Source organism: Clostridium sp. LS3, assembly GCF_055330225.1.
Window position 1 is genome coordinate 3,655,700 of sequence record NZ_CM143921.1, and the last position, 24,016, is coordinate 3,679,715.

Annotated in this window: 22 protein-coding genes; 5 read left to right on the plus strand and 17 right to left on the minus strand. The window is 28.0% G+C overall.

The window, feature by feature from the left end; genetic code table 11:
- Nucleotides 1-4 precede the first annotated feature (4 nt).
- Nucleotides 5-682 (minus strand): hydrolase, encoded by a 678-nt coding sequence (locus tag ACZJV1_RS17295; RefSeq protein ID WP_411169065.1) that lies wholly within the window; start codon nucleotides 680-682, stop codon nucleotides 5-7.
- A 246-nt stretch (nucleotides 683-928) separates the two neighbouring features.
- On the opposite strand from ACZJV1_RS17295, the gene ACZJV1_RS17300 reads away from it, so the two are divergent.
- Both ACZJV1_RS17300 and ACZJV1_RS17305 read left to right on the plus strand, forming a co-directional pair.
- Complete coding sequence (locus tag ACZJV1_RS17300; protein ID WP_463650894.1) at nucleotides 929-2,125, plus strand: DUF1576 domain-containing protein; 1,197 nt, start codon at nucleotides 929-931, stop codon at nucleotides 2,123-2,125.
- A 3-nt stretch (nucleotides 2,126-2,128) separates the two neighbouring features.
- A complete protein-coding gene (locus ACZJV1_RS17305; protein WP_411169067.1) occupies nucleotides 2,129-2,473 on the plus strand; it encodes a hypothetical protein in 345 nt (114 codons plus the stop codon).
- A gap of 18 nt (nucleotides 2,474-2,491) precedes the next feature.
- Here ACZJV1_RS17305 and ACZJV1_RS17310 read toward each other — a convergent pair whose 3' ends face one another.
- Nucleotides 2,492-2,995: an NAD(+) diphosphatase gene (locus ACZJV1_RS17310; RefSeq protein WP_460289223.1), complete on the minus strand. Its 504-nt coding sequence runs from the start codon at nucleotides 2,993-2,995 to the stop codon at nucleotides 2,492-2,494.
- A 62-nt stretch (nucleotides 2,996-3,057) separates the two neighbouring features.
- A complete protein-coding gene (sfsA, locus tag ACZJV1_RS17315; RefSeq protein ID WP_463650895.1) occupies nucleotides 3,058-3,753 on the minus strand; it encodes a DNA/RNA nuclease SfsA in 696 nt (231 codons plus the stop codon).
- 566 nt (nucleotides 3,754-4,319) lie between these two features.
- Between sfsA and ACZJV1_RS17320 the strand changes: the two genes are divergently transcribed.
- Together ACZJV1_RS17320 and ACZJV1_RS17325 are read left to right on the plus strand one after the other, a co-directional pair.
- Nucleotides 4,320-5,021: a DUF1700 domain-containing protein gene (locus ACZJV1_RS17320; protein WP_463650896.1), complete on the plus strand. Its 702-nt coding sequence runs from the start codon at nucleotides 4,320-4,322 to the stop codon at nucleotides 5,019-5,021.
- Nucleotides 5,021-6,004 (plus strand): DUF4097 family beta strand repeat-containing protein, encoded by a 984-nt coding sequence (locus ACZJV1_RS17325; RefSeq protein WP_463650897.1) that lies wholly within the window; start codon nucleotides 5,021-5,023, stop codon nucleotides 6,002-6,004. Before ACZJV1_RS17320 ends, ACZJV1_RS17325 begins: the two co-directional genes overlap by 1 nt.
- 93 nt (nucleotides 6,005-6,097) lie before the next feature.
- Here the strand turns inward: ACZJV1_RS17325 and ACZJV1_RS17330 are convergent, their stop codons facing one another.
- From ACZJV1_RS17330 to ACZJV1_RS17360, 7 genes are all read right to left on the minus strand, one after another.
- A complete protein-coding gene (locus tag ACZJV1_RS17330; protein WP_463650898.1) occupies nucleotides 6,098-6,388 on the minus strand; it encodes a DUF3892 domain-containing protein in 291 nt (96 codons plus the stop codon).
- 60 nt (nucleotides 6,389-6,448) lie between these two features.
- A complete protein-coding gene (locus ACZJV1_RS17335) occupies nucleotides 6,449-7,030 on the minus strand; it encodes a response regulator (protein ID WP_463650899.1) in 582 nt (193 codons plus the stop codon).
- Between the two features lie 19 nt (nucleotides 7,031-7,049).
- Nucleotides 7,050-8,882: an ATP-binding protein gene (locus ACZJV1_RS17340; RefSeq protein WP_463650900.1), complete on the minus strand. Its 1,833-nt coding sequence runs from the start codon at nucleotides 8,880-8,882 to the stop codon at nucleotides 7,050-7,052.
- A 199-nt stretch (nucleotides 8,883-9,081) separates the two neighbouring features.
- Complete coding sequence (gene rbr, locus ACZJV1_RS17345; protein WP_463650901.1) at nucleotides 9,082-9,669, minus strand: rubrerythrin; 588 nt, start codon at nucleotides 9,667-9,669, stop codon at nucleotides 9,082-9,084.
- Between the two features lie 197 nt (nucleotides 9,670-9,866).
- The gene (gene pfkB, locus ACZJV1_RS17350) at nucleotides 9,867-10,772 is read right to left on the minus strand and encodes a 1-phosphofructokinase (protein ID WP_463650902.1); all 906 of its coding nucleotides are present in this window, start codon (nucleotides 10,770-10,772) and stop codon (nucleotides 9,867-9,869) included.
- Nucleotides 10,769-11,521, minus strand: coding sequence for a DeoR/GlpR family DNA-binding transcription regulator (locus tag ACZJV1_RS17355; RefSeq protein WP_463650903.1), 753 nt, complete (start codon nucleotides 11,519-11,521; stop codon nucleotides 10,769-10,771). Before ACZJV1_RS17355 ends, pfkB begins: the two co-directional genes overlap by 4 nt.
- Before the next feature lie 230 nt (nucleotides 11,522-11,751).
- On the minus strand, nucleotides 11,752-12,072 hold the full coding sequence (locus ACZJV1_RS17360) for a (2Fe-2S)-binding protein (protein ID WP_463650904.1): 321 nt from the start codon (nucleotides 12,070-12,072) through the stop codon (nucleotides 11,752-11,754).
- Between the two features lie 264 nt (nucleotides 12,073-12,336).
- Here ACZJV1_RS17360 and pflB point away from each other — a divergent pair, with 264 nt between their 5' ends.
- Complete coding sequence (pflB, locus tag ACZJV1_RS17365) at nucleotides 12,337-14,565, plus strand: formate C-acetyltransferase (RefSeq protein WP_460289233.1); 2,229 nt, start codon at nucleotides 12,337-12,339, stop codon at nucleotides 14,563-14,565.
- A gap of 31 nt (nucleotides 14,566-14,596) precedes the next feature.
- Here pflB and ACZJV1_RS17370 read toward each other — a convergent pair whose 3' ends face one another.
- The 7 genes from ACZJV1_RS17370 to ACZJV1_RS17400 all read right to left on the minus strand — a co-directional run bounded on the left by ACZJV1_RS17370 (nucleotide 14,597) and on the right by ACZJV1_RS17400 (nucleotide 23,549).
- Nucleotides 14,597-15,481, minus strand: a complete 885-nt coding sequence (locus tag ACZJV1_RS17370) for a tocopherol cyclase family protein (RefSeq protein ID WP_460289234.1) — start codon at nucleotides 15,479-15,481, stop codon at nucleotides 14,597-14,599.
- Nucleotides 15,471-16,913: an FAD-dependent oxidoreductase gene (locus ACZJV1_RS17375; RefSeq protein WP_463650905.1), complete on the minus strand. Its 1,443-nt coding sequence runs from the start codon at nucleotides 16,911-16,913 to the stop codon at nucleotides 15,471-15,473. Before ACZJV1_RS17375 ends, ACZJV1_RS17370 begins: the two co-directional genes overlap by 11 nt.
- A gap of 125 nt (nucleotides 16,914-17,038) precedes the next feature.
- Nucleotides 17,039-18,439 carry an FAD-binding oxidoreductase gene (locus ACZJV1_RS17380; protein WP_460289236.1) on the minus strand — a complete coding sequence of 467 codons (1,401 nt, stop codon included), beginning with the start codon at nucleotides 18,437-18,439 and terminating at the stop codon, nucleotides 17,039-17,041.
- Complete coding sequence (locus tag ACZJV1_RS17385; RefSeq protein ID WP_463650906.1) at nucleotides 18,429-19,631, minus strand: FAD-binding protein; 1,203 nt, start codon at nucleotides 19,629-19,631, stop codon at nucleotides 18,429-18,431. Before ACZJV1_RS17385 ends, ACZJV1_RS17380 begins: the two co-directional genes overlap by 11 nt.
- 11 nt (nucleotides 19,632-19,642) lie before the next feature.
- Nucleotides 19,643-20,431: an electron transfer flavoprotein subunit beta/FixA family protein gene (locus tag ACZJV1_RS17390; RefSeq protein WP_463650907.1), complete on the minus strand. Its 789-nt coding sequence runs from the start codon at nucleotides 20,429-20,431 to the stop codon at nucleotides 19,643-19,645.
- 507 nt (nucleotides 20,432-20,938) lie between these two features.
- Nucleotides 20,939-21,307, minus strand: a complete 369-nt coding sequence (locus ACZJV1_RS17395) for a rhodanese-like domain-containing protein (protein WP_463650908.1) — start codon at nucleotides 21,305-21,307, stop codon at nucleotides 20,939-20,941.
- Nucleotides 21,308-21,530: 223 nt separating this feature from the next.
- Nucleotides 21,531-23,549, minus strand: coding sequence for a methyl-accepting chemotaxis protein (locus ACZJV1_RS17400; protein ID WP_463650909.1), 2,019 nt, complete (start codon nucleotides 23,547-23,549; stop codon nucleotides 21,531-21,533).
- Nucleotides 23,550-24,016: the final 467 nt, after the last annotated feature.

Below are 24,016 nucleotides of genomic sequence, written 5' to 3' on the forward strand. Positions count from 1 at the left end.
AATTTTAATTTTGATCTCTATATTTATCCATTAAACTTCCCATTACATCTCCCGATGGAGGTGGAGTGTATGTTATAGCATTTGCACCTGCTTCTATGGTTCTCATTATAGTTTCTTCTGTAGGGCCACCTGTTGCTATTATTGGAAAGGAAGGAAATTGTTCTCTTATCTTTCTTACAATATTAGGAGTGTTTTTACCTCCTGAAACATTTAATATAGTTGCTCCTGCTTCTATTCTTTCAGCAGCATTTTCACACTCTGAAACTACAGTAACAATTACTGGTATGTCTATAGTTTCTCGTATTTTTCTTATAATATCATTTGCTGTAGGTGCATTAACTACTACGCCCATTGCACCTTTGAACTCTGCATCTAAAGCTAGATTCACTACTCTTTTACCTTGAGTTATTCCTCCTCCTACTCCACAAAATACCGGTACATCCGCTGCCATAACTAAAGCTTGAGTTATAAGTGGTTGAGGAGTAAAAGGATAAACCGCTATAATAGCATCTGCATTAGTATTTCTTATAATAGCAACATCCGTAGTAAAGAGTAACGATTTTATTCTTTTTCCAAATATCTTTATTCCAGTACATTCTCTTATACAAGAAGGAACCTCTATTACATGGCTTCTTAATATACCTTTTATCTCTGGTACTTGTTTTTGCTTCTTAACCTCCATACCAAACTCCCCCTATTTTATATTTAACTATAGTTTTTTTTCAGTTATAATTATATTATACTCCGTTAACCATATATCATATATTTAAATATATATAACCATCTAATTTTATAAAATTAATTTAATTTAATCAATAGTATTTGTTAATAATTTGAAATTATTGTGCAGAAATTTATTTTAAAATCTTGAGAGGTGATTTTTATAAGAAAAAGAAAGTTATACCCCCCTTATGTTGTTTTATTGTTAATGTATATATTTTTTATTGTTGTTGCATTTATATTGGATACGCCAACTGAAATCTATTTGGGTTTAAAGAAAATAATTTTAAGTCCGGATATTTTAATAACAGATTATGTTGAAATAGGAGGAATTGGCGCATCACTTGTTAATTCTGCCTTAACAAGTATTCTCTCTATATTAATGTTAGTATTAACTGGAGTTAAACCTAATGGATCTACAATTATGTCTTTATGGCTAATGACTGGATTTGCATTCTTCGGTAAAAATTTATTAAATATTTGGCCAATAATTATAGGAGTTTATCTTTACTCTAAGTATCAAAAAGAACCTTTTCTTAATTATACATTGGTTGCTTTACTATCAACAACTTTAGCGCCCACTGTAAGTCAACTAAGTTTTACACCATACTTTTCAAATTTATCAGGAATAACTTTAGGATATACAATAGGTATTTGTACAGGTTTTATTTTAGCACCCATAGCTTCACATTGTATAAAAGCTCATAATGGTTATAACTTATATAATATAGGCTTTGCTGCTGGTTTATTTGCTACTTTATTAATGTCTATACTTAGAGCTGTAGGAATAGAATTTGAAACTAGAATGATATGGAATACTGGATCCAATCACATATTTTCCATTATACTAATTATAATTTCATCATATTTAATATTAATTGGTTTATTTCACAATTCTGACCCCAAAGAAAAGTTAATGTCTATAATTAAGCAACCTGGTAGATTAGTTAGTGATTTTTATTTACTCTTTGGAGAAACATGTTATATCAATATGGGTATCCTTGGATTTCTAGCTACTTTTCTTGTAATTATTTTAAACGGAGATTTAAATGGACCAACCATTTCGGGAATATTTACTATAATTGGATTTGGAGCTTTTGGTAAACATATAAGAAATGTTACCCCTATAATAATTGGTGCATTATTAGGAGCTATTATAAATATAAACCCTATAAATTCACCATCTTTAATACTTTCTATTTTATTTTCTACTGCGCTTGCTCCAATTGCAGGTAAATTTGGATGGAAAATAGGAATATTAGCTGGTTTCTTGCATGTAAATATGGTTACAAATATAGGATATCTTCATGGTGGTCTTAATTTATATAATAACGGGTTAGCTGCTGGCTTTGTTGCAATGCTTCTAATTCCAGTAATCAACATATTTAAAAAGGAGCTTATCTAAAAAATGAAATTTAAATTTGAAAAAAACCTTAGAATAATAAATGAATTAATCACCTATCTTTATAAGTTAGGGGCTCATGATATTCATGTTACAATGCACACGGAGGAAAACTCTTCTCAATTTCTCATATGGGGAAAAGTTAGAGAAATTGATGACATAGAATTATCTAATTTAAGAAATATATTAAATACTAAACGCCAACATGAAGTTGAAGAGTACTATTGGAGTTTAGGTGGAGAATATGAACTAGATGGGGAACTTTCATTAGTTGGAATGATGATAGATAAAGCTGATATAACTTTTAATGATAATATACTAACTTTAAAAATATATAGAAATGATTACTAGTAAAAAAATAAGAGAAGTTTATTCTTCTCTTATTTCTTTTATCTCTAAAACCTTTTTTACTACTTTTGTTCCTATTATATCTTCCTTCATTTCATCTAAAGCACTTGAAAGCTTGCTCCATCCCATACCTTCAACTTCAGTAGATTTTTTTATAGTTCCTGAAACATAGTCTGCCATAAATGTTATCATTAAGATTTCTTTATCTTTTACATAGTCAGATCCTAGATATGTAATATTATTTATATCTATTCCAGCTTCTTCTTTTACTTCTCTATAAACTGCTTGCTCTGCCGTTTCGTTGTTTCCAACATATCCTGATAATAAAACCTTAGAATTTTCAAATATATAACTTTGCTTTAGCAATAATATCTCATCTTCTTTAACTATAGCGACCATTATACATGGCTTTGGTGTGTCAAAAAACATAACATCATCATGCGCGCAATAAGGTACACCACCCTCATCCCAACTATATTTTTCTTCTAATCCTTTACCACATAAAGGACAAAACTTGTACTTCATAATACACCTCTTAATTCAGCAAATAATATTAATATAAACTTATAATTATTTTAATCTACTATTTATAATATTATATCAACAATATTATTTATTTCAATTCCTTCTCTATCAACTATACAGCTGTACGCCATTATATCTACATGGTTTTCTTTTGCCAATCTTAATGCATTACCAAATTCAACATCCGTTATATCATTAGGAGAAAAGGTCTTAACATTATCTAGTTGAATTAAAAATAAAATTCCTGCTCCAAAACCTTTTTTCTTAGCTTCTATAAGCTCCATTATATGTTTTACCCCTCTTTCTGTTGGAGCATCTGGAAACATACAATGTCCATTTTCCTCTAATGTTACTCCCTTAACCTCTAAATAATATATTTCCTTTTCATCTTCTGTGGATAACTTAAAATCAAATCTACTTTTTCCAAAAGTCTTTTCTCTGCTAATTTTAGTGTACTTATTCAAAATATTAATTTTTTTATTAACTAATGCCTCATTAACTACTTTATTAGGTATTTGAGAGTCTATACTAATTAAAGTATATCCCTTAATAGCTGCAATTAAATCATACTTTGTTTTTCTTGTTGGATTTAACTCTTCTCTTAAAAATACCTTTGTTCCATCTTTTAATATTTCTTTACATCTTCCTGTGTTAGGAACATGTGCAACTATCTCTTCATCCTTTAATATAACTATAGCATTAAATCTATTTGGTCTTTTTTTAAATACTGCTTCATATATATTTTTATTATATTTCATTTTTCTCTCCTTAAGTTAGATTATCTTTCTAAATTTCAACAAATTTTAGCATATACTTTATCCACATTCCTTATTAATATATAAGTTGTCCACAGGATAAATTTAAATAATCCTTAATTTCTCTATATTTATAGTATTAGTGTAACATTATCCACAGTTTTTATCCACATTTTGTACAAACTGTGCATAACTTTATTTTAACATATGAAACTAAAGAATTTTAACCACTACACTCTAGTACATATATTAACGTTCTTTGCCAAAAATCATCATATTGTTACAAACATATATTCTTCACATATATATTGTGTCAATACCTTTTTTAAAAGTTTTCAACAGTTTTTACAAGTTGTCCACATTTTGTGGATAACTTTCCACACTTTTAACATTTTTCCACTTCTTAATATTTACTTATCTACATCTTAAAATTTTCTTAAAGGTTATCTATCACCTTGTGATATATAATACTATTTCATATACTAATATTAAATAAATGTTTTTAATAACCTCGCTAAAAGAAATTTATAAATTCTATTAGTAATGTTATTACAGGGGGTATAATTATAATGACTAAAGATACATTTTTAGATATTCTTAAACAAGGTTTAAATGACTTTCCCGAAGGAAAGTTAAGTGATATTTTATATGATTACAAAGAGCATTTTGATATTGGCTTTGCATCTGGAAAAAGTGATGATGAAATAATTAATGAACTTGGAAATCCATATGACATAGTTGATAAATATAGAAATGGATACTTAAAAAAATATCAAGCTCCTTTAAATGAAGAAAATATAAATAATGAAGAAGATTTAAAGTATAAAAATGCTTATAATTCAAAACAAAATCATAGTGATTTAAATTATCATGATCAATATGCACATGAAAGCAAAAAAAGATCTTCTAATAATTTTATTATAACATTAATAATAATAATTCTTAGTTTAATCCTATTTGGACCAATAACTCTTGGGATAACAGGAACTATATTTGCTATTATAATCTCTTTAATAGTTACTACTCTTTCTATTAGTGTTGTAGGTATAGGTATTCTCCTTGGAAAAGTTGCTACTAATACAATAGGAATTTTTATTTTTCCTTCATTTATATTAGATTTTCCAAATTCAGTTATAGCTTTTACTGTTGCTGGAAGCTCGCTATTGTTTATATTTTTAATATTAAGTTTATATTATGTAATAAAACTATGTGTTATATTAATTAAAAGATTAGTAAATTGGATCTCTTCAAAAATAAAGGAGGAAAAGTAATGACGAACAAAAAAATAATTAGCACTAAAATGAAATTCTTTATGTCTTTTCTCCTAGTTTCATCTATAATATGCTTCAGTACCGCATTTATTCAATTATATTATAGTAATTTTAATCTTAGCAATTATTTTAATGTAAATGAGTCTATACTTGAAGATCTTTTTAATAAGCACTCAGTTAATAGAACTAATACTATAAACGGAGATGAAATTTTTTCAAAAACATTTAATTTAAATGAAATTGATAATATAAATATAGATTTTAATGGATATACTGTTTTTCTTAAAAGTTATCCTGGTGATACTTTAAGCTTATATGCATACTCTAACGAAGGAATCCAAATACAAAATAATAATGATTTTATATCAAGTAATGTAGACAATAAGACATTAAATTTATTACCATCTAGTAATTTATCTTCTGTTGTAAATAATAAAAAGAATATTGACTTTTTAATAAAGATACCTTACTCATATTCTAATAATTTAAGTGCAAATTTATTCTCTGGCAGTATAAAATTAGATAATTTAACTCTAAAATCTCTTAATTTGAAGTCAATTAGCTCTGATATATCTCTTAGTAATATAACCTGTGAAGCTTCAAATATTTCTAACACTAATGGAAATATAACCACTAACACTTTTAGAAGTAAAGATTTATATCTAAATACTATAAATGGTAATATATCATCAACAGAGCTTTCTGGTAAGGTAATGCTTTCAACTGTTAATGGAAATGTTTCAGCCTTAATTTCACCATCCCTAACTAATATCGATATTAATACAACTTCTGGAGAGGTTTATTTATCTACACCTAATGATAGTAATTTATCCATTAACTACTCAACAGTAAATGGAGATTTTTATAAAAATAAAGATAATAACAAACAACTTAATAAAGAAAATGTTTCATTAACCCTTGGAGATGGCTCAACTAAAGCCAATATAAAAACAGTTAGTGGAAACTTAAATCTATCATATTAACTATATAAATTAAGGCTAAGGAACATATATTAGTTTTTCCTTAGCCTTTTTATTTAAAATAAATTCATATCATAACTTAAATTATTTTGTATTCTATTTTACTGTTGGTAAAGAACTTAAATTATTGTTCTCGTCTTGGTCTGGAAGACTTCTTAAATATTCTTCACCTTTCCTAGATATAGAAACTGAAACACCAGCTATTTCACCACTCTTAGCCATTTGAACTCCTTCTTCTTTTGATATCCTTTCTCCAGTTGAAAGTTCATATCCAATTATTTCACCAGACTTTTTAACTACAGCTCTTATTGATTGTGCATTACTATATGGTGTTTGCACCTCTTTATTTTCTGGTAATCTATCAATTGCTTCATTTTTTTCTTTCATAAATAACACCTCCTGTTAAGTATAGTGTTATTTTATCCATTAACAGTTTTTTAATTCAAATCAGTTAAATAACTTATATATCTCTTTAAATCTATTTGCTTCTTCTATATTGCCAGCTAATTCATTAACTTCACTTATTAATAAATATATTTCCTTATTATATGGATCTATTCCTATTGAAGCTTTTAAAAGATCATGAGCGGCTTCTATATTATTTGAATTTAACAACTCTCTTACTTTATCTAGATTATCCTTTATGTCTTTATTATCCTTCTTATTATCTAAATCTTTATTTTCAATTTCATCTAATACAAGATTTATTCTGTCTGGTGAAAAAGGTTTCTGTAAATATGCTACTGCTCCTAATTTAGTACATTCTATTGCATTTTTCACAGTTGCAAAAGCTGTCATTATAACAACATTGCAATTAAACCTAATATTTTTTAAAACCTCTGTTCCGCTTATTCCTGGCATTCTTATATCTAAAAATATTAAATCTATATTTTCATTTGCATTGTTTATTATATTTAATGCTTCTATACCATTATCTGCTGTAATAACATTATATCCTCTCAACTCTAGGCAAGTACTTAATAATATTCTTATATTTTTTGTATCATCAATCACTAAAACCCTCTTCATATAATCAGCTCCTAATTAATTACTTTTGTGCTATTGGAATAGTAAATGTAAACTTACTTCCAAATCCAACTCTACTTTCGCACCAAATTTTACCTTCATGTATCTCTACAATCTCTTTTGCTATGGATAACCCCAAACCTGTACTTTCTTCTGGGATTTCAAATCCTTCTACTCTAACAAATTTCTCAAATACCTTTTCTAAATAATCTTTTGGTATTCCCCTTCCTGTATCTTTTACAGATATAACTATATAGTTTTCTTTAATGTATCCTGATAATTTTACTGTTCCATTTTTTGTGTATCTTATTGCATTAGATATTAAATTATTTAATACCCACTTTATTTTTTCTTCATCTATCATAACATACGGTAGCCTTTCTTTTAACTCTAAACTTAAATCTATTCCCTTCTCATTTGCTTGAGTTAAAAAATTTTCTACACATTCATATACTAATTCATTAATATCATTAGATTTTATATTAAATGATGTTCTGTTTGATTGAATTTGTGATATCTTTAGTAAATTTGATACTAAATCATTTAATCTCTGTACATCTTCCTTTATAGCTTCTAATATATCTTCTTGTTTTTTATTTAATCTGCCTATATTGCTATTACTTATAAGTCCAACTCCCATCATTATTGAGGTTAATGGAGTTTTAAGCTCATGAGATATTGTTCCTATAAAATTTACTTTTACCATTTCAAGCTCTTTTAGTCCAGTAATATTCTTAAATAATACAACTACTTCATTAATTTTTTTCTCTGATCCTTTAATAATAGTGGCTGTTATATTGAAGAAATATTTTTTATTGTTTTTTGTTATCTCTATTAACTTTTCTATATTTTCGTCATCATTATTTATAACTTCTATAACATAATCATATATTTCTGATATATTTATTACTTCTAGAAAATTTTTATCAACAATATCTTTTTCTTCTATATTAAAAAAGTTTTCTCCTTCATTGTTTATGAACTTAATTTTAAATTTATCGTCTAAGACTATTATAGGATCTGATATGCTTTTGATTATACTTATAGATCTGTTCTTTTCAGACATTAAGTCTCCCTTAGTACTTTTTTCAAATTCGTATAATCTATTTGTCATGTTGTTAAATTCTTTAGCTAATAACCCTATTTCATCATTATATATTACTGGAGCTTGCTTATTTAAATTACCTTCTTTTACTGATTTTATAACATTTAATAGAAGTTGTATTGGATTAAAATATCTATTGGTAAAAAACATAGCTATAGATCCTCCAAATATTGCTCCTACAACTGATACCAATATAATTAAATATGTTGATGACTCTGCACTATTTTTTAAATTACTTTTTTTATTAAACATAACTTCTTCATTTAAATCTGATAAAGCATTAAGCTTTTCTTTAAGCAATATTATTTGAGGTGCTATTCTTTCTTTATATATTTCTACTAATTCATTATGATTTGCACCATTATTATGATCTTGTAAGGATGAAAATAACTTGCTAAACTCTATATACTGTAAGCCTATCTCATTTACTAGTTCTTCTTCACCAGTTTCTGTTATATTACTCTTTTCAATATAAAACCACTTGTAAAATTCATCATCACTTGTATGAAATAGATTTAATGCCTCTTCTTTGTTTTCTTGTAAATATATTAATATAGCTTTATCTTGATTATCTATGCATTTAATCATATTATTGCTTGTATCAATACTTTTATAATTATTAGTAATTAATCCATTTATAGATTTTCTAAGAGTATATATATTAAATGTAGAAACCATGCCCACTGCTATAATAATAATAACTAAAGTAATATATATGGCGGTAAATTTCTTTTTTAAAGAGTTAGTCATAACTTTAACCTCTCAATTCAAAATTTTGGCTATTTACTTTATTAATTATACATAATAAACAAAGCTATATTCCACATTTATTTTACTCTTATAATATAAATATCTCAAAAACTTATAAATACGAAATATTATTATTAACTATTTTATATAGATTAAAAAAATAGCTTAAGAGTATGTACTCTTAAGCCATTAATTACTATTAATAATTTTCTGTAAATACTTCAAAATATCCTTGTGGATGTAAACATGCTGGACATACTTCAGGAGCTTCTTCACCCTCAAAAATGTACCCACAATTGTTACACTTCCATAAAACTACATTATCCTTTTTAAACACTTTTCCTTCTTCTATATTCTTTAATAACTTATTATATCTTCTTTCATGTCTATTTTCTACTTCTGATATTCTCTCATAAGCTACTGCAATTGCAGGGAATCCCTCTTCTCTCGCAATCCTAGCAAATTCAGGATAGTCATGTGACCATTCTTCATGCTCACCCTTAGCTGCTGCCATTAGATTTTTAGCAGTATCATCATATAAATCTACCGGATACGCAGCATTTATTTCTACAGCCTCTCCTGCAAAATCATCCTTTAAAAACTTATAAAATCTCTTTGCATGTTCCTTTTCTTGTTCTGCAGTTTCTAGGAATATATTGGCTATTTGAACATAGCCTTGCTTTTTAGCCACACTAGCATAATAAGTATATCTTGTTCTAGCTTGTGATTCTCCCGCAAAAGACTTCATTAAATTTTCTGCTGTTTTAGTACCTTTTAAGCTTTTCATCTCATCACCCTCCATATTATAGATTTATTTTCATCATTTACCCATACTTGTATTATATTACATATATAATTAATTAGCAAATTCAATAAATAATTAATATTCTTATTAATTATTCCAAATTCACTCACATGGTTTCCTCTGCAAATATACTTATTTAATCTATTATATATACAAAAATATTATAATTCCCCTCTAAACTATAGTATTTCATTCAATAATTCATAAATTTTTTCTTTCGTTGCTAACCCTTCTGAAAATGCACTAGCACTTCCAGCTGCAACACCAATCTTAAAGGCTTCTTCTATGCTTTTATTTCTTAAATATCCAGCTATGAAACCACCTACCATTGAATCGCCAGCTCCAACTGAATTAATAAGCTTTCCCTTTGGAACCTCTGATTTAATTACTTCATCATTCTCTGTTATAAGTATAGCACCATCGCCAGCCATAGAAATTAGAACATTTCTTGCTCCCATTTCTCTAAGCTTTTTTGCATAAATTATTATTTCTTCTTCAATATCTATAGTATTATTAAACAATTCTGCTAATTCCTGTTTATTAGGTTTTATTAAAAATGGTTTATATTTTAATACATTCAATAAAAGTTCTCCTGTTGCATCAACAACAAATTTAATGCCTTTGTTAGATAACTTCTCCATTATTATTTCGTATATATTTTTAGGAAGAGTTTTGGGAATACTTCCAGCCAAAACTAAAATATCGCCTTCTTTTAATAAATCTAGTTTTTTATATAACTCTTCTAAATCATTGTTTGTAATATTTGGTCCTTGCCCATTTATTTCTGATTCCTCATTAGCATTTAATTTAACATTTATTCTAGATATCCCCTCTTTAAGCTTTATAAAGTCTGTACTGCAGCCAAAGGAGTTAACCTTTTTCTCTATCTCATCGCCAGTAAATCCGGCTATGTATCCAAGTGCTATATTTTCTACATTTAAATTATTCAATACTATAGAAACGTTTATACCCTTACCACCAGCATAAACTTCTTCATAAGATGTCCTATTTACTTGTCCTAATTTAAAATCTTCAACCCTCACTATATAATCTAGTGCTGGATTAAAAGTTATAGTGTAAATCATAGTTTTAAAACCTCCACTATTTTTGCTCTATTATTGTAATTACTCTTATTTAATATTGTTGTTATTATTACTGCTCCATCTATTTCTCCGAAAGTTACACAACTTATTTCATCAAATTTAGTTTTATCTGCTAAGATATACGGACTTCTTGTTCTTTTTAATGCTTCTTCTTTTACTAGTGCTTCTTTAATATCTGGCGTAGTATATCCCCTGCAATCTGATATACCATTTGTTCCGAAGAACCCCTTTGTAAAGTTATATTTTTTTAAACTATTTATGGCCTCAACACCCACTACAGCTTCTGTAGATGCCTTTATTTCTCCTCCAAGTATATAAGTTTTAAATCCATTGCTTATTAACTTCTTAGCTTGATTTATTCCATTAGTAACATATACAGCATTTCTTTCTTTTATAAAATCAATCATCAAATTAGTTGTTGTTCCAGAGTCTATATATACAAAATCATCTTTTTTTATAAGGCTTGTCGCATACTTTGCAATCATTGATTTTTCATTTATATTTAATGTTGCTCTTATTGATACCAAATCATCTTTAGTATTAAACTCTTTTTCTAATAGAGTAGCACCTCCATGAACCTTTTTTAATTTTCCTTCCTTATTTAAGAAATTTAAGTCTCTTCTTATTGTTGACTCTGATGTGTCTAATATTTTCACAAGTTCATTTACGTGTATTACAGAATTATTTTTAAGTTCTTCTAGGATACGCTTATGTCTTTCTTCAGTTAACATTAAAATCACTCCCAACTAAATAATACAACTTTTAAAAATCAATTTCCACCAATTTAATTCATTTTAATTCATTTTCATTCATCAATGTTTATTCATATGCATAATTAAATATTTTTAAAGTTCCAGTCATTTTTATTCACTTTAATTAATAAGTTGATTCTAAAAAAAATAAACCTTAAGGTATTTTATCCTTAAGGTTTATTTTCGTGTAATTAATAGCAAAATATACTCTATCTCTTTAATTCTATAACATTTTCTATCAGAGATTTACATCTACCACATCCAGTACCAGCTTTTGTAACTTCTCCAACCTTTTCTACTGTATCAGCACCATTGTTAACTGCATTTACTACTGCTTCTAATGATACACTTTTACAACTACATACAGATTCTAAAATTGATTTAACTTCACTAGTACATCCTCCACAACAAGTAGCTGCTCCTGTCTTTTCCATTATTTCTTCTAGAGTTCTTGCTCCATTTATCATTTCTTTTCTTATATCAACGTAGCTTACATTTCTGCATCTACAAATTTTTCTATCTCCAGCCATAACTTCCTCCTAAAACATATCTGTTATTTCTTTATAATTATATATCGATAAAATATATTATTCAATATTTTTTATTAATTAATTTATTTTATCCATATTTTTAGTATATCGATTTACTTATTTCATTTTTATTACTCAATTTATCACTAACTCATTGCAATAAATCAGCTTTGATGTTAAAATTTACTTGATAAACATTATTCATTGATAATTATTTCCAATAAAGTTAATGTTTATTAAATGTTAGAAAAAGGGGTGCACTATATGAAGCAAGAATGGATCAATTTTAAAGAAGGTCAATGGACTAGATCTATTGATGTAAGAAACTTTATACAACTAAATTATACTGCATACGAAGGAAATGATAACTTTTTAGTCGGTGCTACAGAAGCAACAACTAAGTTATGGGAAGAAGTAAGTGAATTATTTAAAAAAGAAAGAGAAAATGGTGTTTTAGATGTTGATACCGAAACTATTTCTGGAATCAATGAATATAACGCTGGTTATATAGACAAAGCTTTTGAAAAAATAGTTGGTGTTCAAACTGATGCCCCATTAAAAAGAGCAGTTATGCCTTTTGGTGGAGTAAGAATGGCTGAAAATGCAGCTAAGTCTTATGGATATGAAATAAACCCTAAAATTTCTGAAATATTTACTAAATATAGAAAGAGCCACAACCAAGGAGTATTTGATGCTTATACTGATGACATGAGATTAGCAAGAAAATCAGGTGTTATAACTGGTCTTCCTGATGCTTATGGTAGAGGAAGAATCATAGGTGACTACAGAAGAGTTGCTCTTTATGGTGTTGATAGATTAATACAAGATAAAATTGCTCAAAAGAAGAGCTTAGAAGTTAGATGCATAGATGAAGATGTTATTAGATTAAGAGAAGAACTTTCAGATCAAATCGTTGCATTAAAAGAATTAAAAGGATTAGCTGAAACTTACGGTTTAGATATTTCAGGACCTGCTACTAATGCTAAAGAAGCTATTCAATGGTTATACTTTGGTTTCTTAGGAGCTATCAAGGACCAAAATGGTGCTGCTATGTCTCTTGGAAGAACTTCAACTTTCTTAGATATATATATTGAAAGAGATTTAAAAGCTGGATTAATTACTGAAGAAGAAGCTCAAGAATTAGTTGACCATTTTGTTATGAAACTAAGACTTGTTAAATTCTTAAGAACTCCAGAATACAATGATTTATTCTCAGGAGATCCAACTTGGGTTACTGAGTCAATCGGTGGTATGGGATTAGATGGAAGAACTTTAGTTACTAAGAACTCTTTCAGAATTCTTAACACTTTATACACTTTAGGACCATCACCAGAACCAAACCTTACTGTTTTATGGTCAACAAGATTACCTCAAGGCTTTAAGGATTTCTGTTCTAAGGTTTCTATTGATACAAGCTCTGTTCAATATGAAAATGATGATTTAATGGCTCCTTACTGGGGAGACGATTATGCTATAGCTTGTTGCGTATCTGCTATGAAGGTTGGTAAGCAAATGCAATTCTTTGGTGCTAGAGTTAACTTAGCTAAGACTTTACTTTACGCTATAAATGGTGGTAAAGATGAAAAATATGGAATGCAAGTTGGACCAAAATTAGCTCCAATAACTAGTGAATACTTAAATTATGATGAAGTAATGGAAAAGTTTGAGCTAATGACAGATTGGTTAGCTAACCTTTACGTTAATACTTTAAATGTTATTCACTACATGCACGATAAATACTCTTATGAAAAATTACAAATGGCTCTACATGATAGAGATGTATTTAGAACAATGGCTTGTGGTATAGCTGGTCTTTCAGTTTGTGCTGACTCACTTTCAGCTATTAAATATGCTAAAGTAAAACCAATAAGAAATGAAGAAGGCGTAGCTATCGATTTTGAAATTGAAGGAGATTTCCCTAAATACGGAAACGATGATGATAGAGTTGATGATATAGCTGTATATCTAGTTGAAAACATGATGAACAAAATCAGACAAAACAAGACTTACAGAAATGCTTACCACACTCAATCAGTATTAACTATAACTTCAAATGTTGTTTATGGTAAGAAAACTGGTACTACTCCAGATGGAAGAAAAGCTGGAGAACCATTTGCTCCAGGAGCAAACCCAATGCACGGAAGAGATAACAGTGGTTCATTAGCATCATTAAACTCAGTTGCTAAGTTACCATATGAACATTCTCAAGATGGTATATCAAATACTTTCTCAATAATTCCAGATGCTTTAGGAAAAACTTCTGAAGACAGAATTAAGAACTTAAGTTCCTTAATGGATGGATATTTTGGTCAAAATGCTCATCACTTAAATGTTAATGTATTTGATAGAGAAACTTTATTAGATGCTATGGAACATCCAGAATTATATCCTCAATTAACTATTAGAGTTTCTGGTTATGCTGTAAACTTTATTAAGTTAACAAGAGAACAACAATTAGATGTTATAAACAGAACATTCCACAAATCAATGTAATATATAAAGGACTTAGGTTTTCTAAGTCCTTTTACTTTACATACTCAAAACTAGTATTCTTACTTTCTAATTCAAATATCTTTTCTTGATTTATGTAAAATTTAAATTTTGCTGTACACTCTATGTTTTCATAAATAGTTCTAACCATCTCACCACCATCAGGAGCTAACAATTTTTGTGGATAATTTTCATTTATTAGTACTTCTAATTTATATTTTCCTCTTCTTATAATTAATCCTTTTTCATCATATTTAATTATTTTAACTCCATTATAAGTTGCTAATCTATATTCCTTACCTTTATATAAAACTACTGCTATGCAGCCCTTAAATTCAAATCCTAAAAAAGGTATATCTGCTATGGAAACCATAATGCTCGTTTTTTCTTCTTTAAAATTATTACTTTGAATCCATAAATATGATTTAGGAAATGATGTCCCCAAATCTTTTTCAATATAGCCAACTCCATTTTCTATTACAATTTCTTTGTTATCTATATTTAATTTCCCATTAATTTTATGATGTAAACTTATTACTCCATGATTACACTCCATAAATGGAACTAATGAAAAAGGTCCCATTATATCGTATTTAATAGGTATGATGCTATCATAACTTAGCTTTCCATTTACTTTGATTTCGTTACTTTTTATATTTAATATTATACCTTTTCTAGAAAATATATTATCTTTTATTTTAACTGTTAGTTTATCATAGCTAACTGAAAAATCTTCAAATTTATACTTTATATTATATGAGTTTGTGTTTGTTATAATTTGAATAAAAGCATATTTAAGCCCGTCTTTATCTATATTTATTCCTGGAATAAATGCAATGCTACCACCATTATATTGGTTTTTAAAATACCATCCTTCAAAAAAACTTTTTTTCTTATTATATGTGCTATTATTCTTCATATTTTAAATTCTTAATAGATGGTGAATCTAGTAGATTACCCTTGTAATCAAACCTTGATCCATGACATGGGCACTCCCAGGATAAATCATCACTATTCCAACCTAATTCACAACCTAAATGTGGGCATTTTGTTGAAACTGCGTACACTTTTCCTTCATCGTCTTTATACACACCAACCTTCTCACCATTATAAATAACTATTCCACCAGTTCCATTTTCTATATATTCTATAGTGTCCATTGGAATATGAATTTTTTGAGCTATAAAATTATAAGTTGTTTGTGCTCCATCTATAAGCATATTTTTTATCGATGCAGTCATATCAAATCTGCTTGGTGAAAATATATCGTAAAAGTCATTCATTACACCAGCTATCTTATCTGATAAAATTATTGCTGAAACCATTGAGGATGTCATTCCCCATTTATTAAATCCAGTTGCAACATAAACATTTGGCATTTCTTTAGAGTACAATCCTATATATGGAATTCCATCAGAAGTCATACAATCTTGTGCTGACCAATTATATTTTTCAATTGCATCTGGATATAATTCTTTCGCAAGTTTTCTTAGCTCATCATATCTTCCGCCCTCTTCATTACTACCAGTTCTTCTATCTGCTCCAGTTAATATTACTAAGTCTTCATAGCTTCTGAAGGAATATCCAGTTTTGTTTTCATCAACATACATCCCATTTAACTTTTGAGCATTCTCCAATGCTATTACATAAGCTCTTTCTTGATGCATTCTTAAGAAATAATAGCCTGGAAAATTTATAATTGGAAAATGTGTTGCAACTACTATATTTTTAGCTTTAACATTTCCTTTTTCAGTTATTACTATGTTTTCCTTTATATCTGTAACCTTTGTGTTTTCATAAATATTTAAATCTTCTGCTATATAATTTAAAAACTTAATGGGATTAAACTGAGCTTGCTTTTTAAATTTTAAAGCCTTCTCTATCTTAAATGGCAATTCAATTTCATCAACTAGTTCTGCATCTATTCCTAATTTTTTAGCAGCTTCATATTCATCAATTATCTCTTTAGGATTATTTAAAGTGTATATATACGCATCCTTTTCTTCAAAATTACAGTCTATTTTATTTTCATTTATTATATCTTTATAGGTTTTTATTGCTAATTGATTTGCAACTGCATAATCCCTTGCACTTTTTTGCCCAAATTCTTTAATTAATTTACTATAAATTATATCATGCTGCATAGTTATCTTAGCTGTAGTATTTAAAGTGTTTCCATTTAATATTCTATCTCTTTCAATAACAACAACATCTACTCCCCTTTTTTTAAGCATATAAGCTATTAATAGCCCTGCAATTCCAGCACCTACCACTACTGCTTCTACTTCAATATCACCATTTAATGATTTTCTTTCTTTAACAGTATAACTTTCACTCCAAACTGACTTCATAAAAATATCACCTCATTGGTTATTATTCCATTAATTTGATTAATTAAACCAATATGGTTATTTAAATAATTATTTAATAAAAAACCTAGTGACATTTCTATTCACTAGGCTTTTTATAGTTCATTCTAATAACATACTTTTCCTGGATTTAATATATTCTTAGGATCAAAAACTGATTTTATTCCCCTCATTAACTCTATATTTTCATCACTTAATGATTCGCTTAGATATCCCTTTTTAGCATATCCTATTCCATGTTCTCCCGAAACTTGTCCCCTAAGTTCTTTAGCTTTATCATACATACATTTCATTACATCATTAAGTTTTGTTTGCCATTCATCTTCATTTAAATCATCTTTTAAAATATAAATGTGTAAATTTCCATCTCCAGCATGTCCAAAACTTTTTATTCTTATTTTATGCTCTTCTTGAAGCTTATGAGTAAACTTTACAAAGCTAGCAACCTTATTTCTTGGCACTACTACGTCTACCTCATCCATTTCAGTTGTAGAAGATTTTATAGCTTCTAAGAAAGCTCCTCTTGCAGACCATATAGCTTCTTGTCTTTCTTCTGTATCTGATATAAATACATCTATAGCACCTTCATTTAAACATATATCAGCAACTCTTTGATAATTATTTTCTATTTCCTCTTTTGAATTTCCATCAAAGGTTAATAATAAATAAGCATCTGAACTATGATCTGGGAACTTTTTACCTAAATACTCTTCTGCTGCAAGTATTACTTCACCTTGCATAAATTCAATAGCTGTTGGAACAGCTTTTGATTTAATTATTTTTGGTACAGTTTCAATAGCTGTTTCTAATTCTTTAAAAGGTACTAATAAACTTATTGCTTTTTTAGGTAATGGAAGTAACTTCAATATTGCTTTAGTTATTATTCCTAAAGTTCCTTCTGAACCTATTATTAAATCCTTAATACTATATCCTGAACTATTTTTTACAACCTTTCCTCCTATATTTATAATATCCCCTTTTGGAGTTACAACTTCTAAGCCCCTTACATAATCTCTTGTTACACCATACTTTACAGCTCTCATTCCACCTGCATTAGTACTTATATTTCCACCTATTGTAGCTGTCTTTTCACCTGGATCTGGTGGATAAAAAAGGTCGTGCTCTTGAACAAACTTTCCTATTTCCATAAGTAAAACTCCTGGTTCTACTGTTAGAGTTAGATTTTCTTCATCTAATTCTAATATATTATTCATTCCGCTTAAATCTATAACTATTCCACCTTCTAATGGTACACACGCTCCAACTAATCCTGTTCCAGAACCTCTTGCTGTTACTGGTATATTATTTTCGTAAGCATACTTCATAATCTTAGATACTTCTTCAGTTGTAATTACTTTAACAACTGCATCTGGTAGTTTTCTAACAAAGCCTAATTCGTCATGACTATAGTCCTCATTTATATTTTCTCCATAGAAAATTCTATCGTTATCATTAATTAATGCTTTTATATCCTCTATATTTTGATTTATTACTTTGTTATATTGCATATGCTTCCCCTCCATTTTCCTTAATCTTTTGAATCAATTTAGGAATTACTTCATATATATCTCCTACAATTCCATAATGAGCAACCTTAAATATTGGTGCTTTATCATCCTTATTTATAGCGAATATATAATCTGAGTTATTCATACCAGCTGTAAATTGAACTGCACCAGATACTCCACATGTTATTATAAGCTTAGCCCTAGTTGTTCTTCCGCTTAAACCAACCTGTTTGCTAGCATCTTCCCATCCTGATTCAATTAAAGGTCTAGTAACTGCAACTTCTCCTCCTAAAAGATTGGCTAATTCTCTAATCATATTCATATCTTTCTCGCTTTTTACTCCTCTTCCAGCGACAACTAAAACATCAGCTTCTGATATGCTATGCTCTTTCTCTTTATTTACTACACTTCTAACAGTAATATTAGAATTCAGCTTGTCTTTATTTATATTACAAATTACCAACTCTCCATGTGCTTCCCTACTTCTTTCTGGGGCAGACATAACCTTGTACCTAACTGTAGCTAACTGAGGTCTTGAATTTGGAGTAATTATCTGAGCCATTATATTTCCGCCAAAGGCTGGTCTTATCTGTATTAAATCTGTATTTTCTTTTATATCTAAAACGGTACAATCAGCCGTTAAACCTGTTCTATATCTTGCTGCTACTCTTGGTGCTAATGATCTTCCTACATTAGTTGCTCCAACTAAAATAACAGATGGTTTAACTTCATCTATAAAACTTTCAAACATCGCTGTATATGGTTCTATAATAAAGTTATTTAACTTCTCATAATCATATATATATACTTTATCTACTCCATAATGTAGCAATTCCTTTGCTTTTTCAGTTATATTGTGTCCTATAAAAATACAATATACATCTTGTTTCACTTTATTAGCTAATTCTCTTGCCTTTCCTATAAGTTCAAAGGTAACAGGGTGTATATCTCCATCAACATGATCTACATATACTGCTATCCCTTTCCATTTACTTTTATCTATCAATATTCTTTCTTCTTCTAAATACTCTACAGCTCCCTTAGGTCCTTTTTTTACACATAACTTACACATTTTACAATTAGAATTTATATCTAATTTTCCATTATCATTTTCTAATGCTCCAAAAGGACAAATTTTAATAATCTCATCTATATTTATTACTTTATCTTGATTAATTACTAATTTAGCCATATCATATCCCCCTAAATAAACTTTAATTCTTTTAATTTATTAACTATATTTTCACTTATTTCATCTGAATCTCCACTCCATATTTCATGGTGTGCATTAGATTCAGGCGGAAATATTCTCTCTACTTGCGTTGGTGAGCCATTTAACCCATATTTATTTTCATCTTTATCCTCAAAGTCATTTAATGATATAACCTTAATTTCCCTGCCTTTTGATTCTATCTTTTTTCTATATGAAGGTAATCTAGGTTCAAATATGTCTTTTTCTACAGTTAATAAACAAGGATATTTAATTTCTACAATTTCAACTGTATCTGCCATGTCCATTTCTACTGCTATGTAATCATCTGCTACTCCTAAGATCTTTCTAACATTGGCCACATGAGGAATGTCCAAATATTCTGCTATTTCTGGACCAACTTGTGCTGTATCCCCATCAGTTGTTTGTTTACCACAAATAATTAAATCAAATTCCCCAGATTTTCTTATTCCTTGTGATATTGTATATGCAGTTGCTAGAACATCTGCACCTGCAAATTTTCTATCTGATATTAATATTCCATTATCAGCACCCATGGAAAAAGCTTCTCTTATTACCTCCATGGCTTGAGGTGGTCCCATACTTATTACATTTACCTCTCCACCTTTTTGTTCTTTAATATTAAAAGCAGTTTCTAATGCATAAAGATCATATGGATTCATCTTTGTATCTATTCCATCTCTTTTTAGAACTCCTGTTTTTTCATCTACCTCAACCTTTGATGTTCCTGGTACCTGTTTGATACACACTATAGTATTCATGAATTCATCTCCCCTGATTTATTATTTTTAAGTCTTCTATATAAATTTAAGAAAACATTCATAAAATTTACTTTAATATACACAATTTTGTATATTAAACTCTAATTACTTTTTACACCCCACCCCCAAAATGGTTGTAAATTATTCCTATTTAAACGTTATCTAAAACCAATTGTAAACCTTTTATAAAAGGTTGTCTATAATAGTTATTTTTATAACACATTTTTGTCTTTTTTCTGAAATTTCATTTCATCCAAAAGAAAAAGTTATTTATACTTTTAACTTATTTGTAATACTTAACCTACCTCATTACATGTACTGGACTGAATTATGGAGAACTTCTTATTGTACTTTTAACTATTTTGTATATACAGAAATACGAACTGAATCTGAATATTTCTTCTAGTGCCAATGTGGTTATTTTTTGCATTTAATTATCTTTGTACTTGATATTTTAATTTATCCTATAGAAAAAACAGTAGTTGATTTGTTCTAAAACAAATCAATCTACTGTTTCATTTTTACATAATATTTTTTCTTTAATCCACCCCATAGTATTTTACATTTTACACCTATAATTCTAGCATATAAATAAGTAATTGGACTTCTTAGCCTTCCTCTAGAACAAGCTATTATAACCTCATCATTTCTATTGTTCGATATTTCTAATAATAATTTCTTTATTTTCTTTCTATTTTTTATTATTCCTATGCTTATTATAAAAATAGCCAATGGATAAAATTTTTTTATCTTTTGATGCTGAAGTTCATCTATTATTGGTATATTATATTCTGTCATATTCATTATCAAAAATTCCGATTTAGTTCTAACATCTATAATCTTTCTATCATTTATATTCTCGAACTTTACAAACATTATTTCCCCTAGAAATACAATAATATTTTCTATCATATGCGAAACTATATTCATTGTTTACTTTTCTTAGGGCATATTTATATGTCTTATTTGATTAATTCTTTATTTATTTAAAGTACATTTTAAATTTAACTTCTATCATAAATTTTCTTCAAATAAAATGAGGTTATTTTTTTGAAAAATTATGACTCAATAGATTTCCTATTGAGTCATTTATTTATATTTATATTTTAAATTTTTTAATTAGTCTATTTAAAATATCTGAATAATCTTTTAAAGTTTCTGATTGTTGAGCCATTTCTTGTAGACCTGATGATTGTTCTTCTGATGCAGCACTTACTTCTTCAGTTATAGCTGCAGTTTCTTGAGATACAGCTGCAACCTCTGATATCTTTTCAACAACAGTGTCCTTACTTTCTCTTATTTTATCTAAAGAAGCTGTAACATCATTTATATTTTCTTCTAGCTCGCTAATCATATTGTCTATTATATTAAATTTATCTTTTGTTACTACTAAACTTTTTTCTGTTTCATCATTTAACTTTTTAGTAGTTAAAGTATCCTCATAAAGTTCTTTTATGCTTCCTTTTACTTCCTCTATAACATTATTAATTTCTGTTGCTGACTTAGCTGATTCTTCTGCTAATTTTCTTACCTCTTCTGCAACAACAGCAAATCCTCTACCTACTTCTCCAGCTCTTGCAGCTTCTATACTTGCATTTAGAGCTAAAAGATTAGTTTGTCCTGTAATTGACTTAATTGCATCAACGATAATTCCAATCTCTTCTGACTTAGCTGCTAGTATATCTACTTTTACAGCTATATTATCGCTAGCTTCTTTGTTTTTTTCGTATGTTGTACTTAGGTTTCTTAAAGCAACTGTTCCTTCTGTTGAAGATGTTTTAACATCCTTAGAAGTTTCTAGCATCATATTGGAGCTTTCTATAGACTTATTAACTTCTTCTTCTAATAACCCTACTATACGAACCCCAGCATCTAATTCAGCTGCTTGATCTGTAGTTCCTTCTGCTATTTGTTGCACTGATTTTGCAACTTCTTCACCTACATTGCTAGATTCTTTTATAATTCCAAATAATATCTCCGATCCTTCATTTACTTTATCTGAAGCTTCCTTTACACCACCTAATAAGATTATCATATCATCAATTAATATATTTAACCCATTAATCATTGAATTAATTTCCTTATTATAATAGAATTTATTTTCTACTTTCTTAGTAAAATCTCCATCTTTGATTTTATTTAAACTTTCTACTACTTCTCTTATAGGATTTGTTAATTTACCTGTAAATATTTTTGAAACTATTACAATTAGTATTATAATTGCTATAAAAACTCCTAAAGGTAATAACATTTCTTTTAGCGCTGCCATAAATAATTCTTGCGTTGGAACAAATACAACTACAGATAAACCAGTTCCATTTTCTATTGTTTTATAACTTAAGTACTCTACTCCATCTATATCTATATTCTTGCTCGTATTATTTTCAATATTTTGTACTTCTTCTATCCAAGGAACCTCTTTTGCATTTTTTCCTATTAAGCTATTATCTCCATGTGCAACAATAGTTCCATTTTCACTTAAAACAGTTGCAAATGAATTATTCCCAAAATTTATATTTCTTACTATATCTGAAAGTCTATCTAGATTCTTATCTAATGATACTACACCTTGTATTTCACCATTATCACTTTTAACTGCTTTAGAATAGGTAACCACTATTTTTTTATTTACTGCATCTTCATATGGTTCAGACATAATAATTTCTGATGGGTTATTAATTGCTTCCTTATACCAAGGTCTATTTTTGGGATTAAAATCGCTTCCCACATCTTCATGTGGAACTAATATATACTTCCCATCTTCACTGGCAATAGACAAATTCATTATATCAGTTTTTTTTTCGAAATAACTTTGTAAAGTTTTTCCGAACCATAATGCCTCATTATTTTTATTTTCCTTTATCCCTTTAGCATTTGGATCCATTGATAAATAATCTATATCTCTATAACTATTTGCATTACTATTTACTAATGCCTCTTTTATAATATCAACACTACCCTTAATTGTAATATCAACAGACTTATTAATATTCTTACTAAGTGAGTAAAAATTAACCACTCCCATCACTAATATAGGTATTATTGAGGTCATAATTAAAAGTTGAAATATTTCTTGTTTTATTGTTTTTTCTCTTATCTTTTTCTTTTTCATTTTCATTTTCATCTCCCTTTATAATATATTTTATTCTTGTTTATACAATTTTTTTTTACTTTCATATATTTTAATCTATATTTCTAATTTCGAATTTTTTTAAAGTTAATTTAGTTAAAAAAACCTAAAATTCAACAATATCCGTTTATTTTTTCTCATATTTTTATGTAAATGTTTGTATTTGCTAAATAAAACCATTTTTCTCTTAGAAATTCATAATATATATTAATTACTTCTCTCATTGTTGTAAATTGCTCCTCTGAATAAGGTATAATTTATTTAATATTTTACTTAATGTTCTAGTACATTTTCTCTTGTATAAAATTATATAAATAAAACAACCTACTCTTTAAAGAGTAGGTTGTTTTATAACTGATTATTTTTATGAAAATTAAAAAAATATATTTTTTATTTATAGATTATCTGAATTTCAATAAAATTTATTTTATTATCTCTCTTCTATATCCAAATAC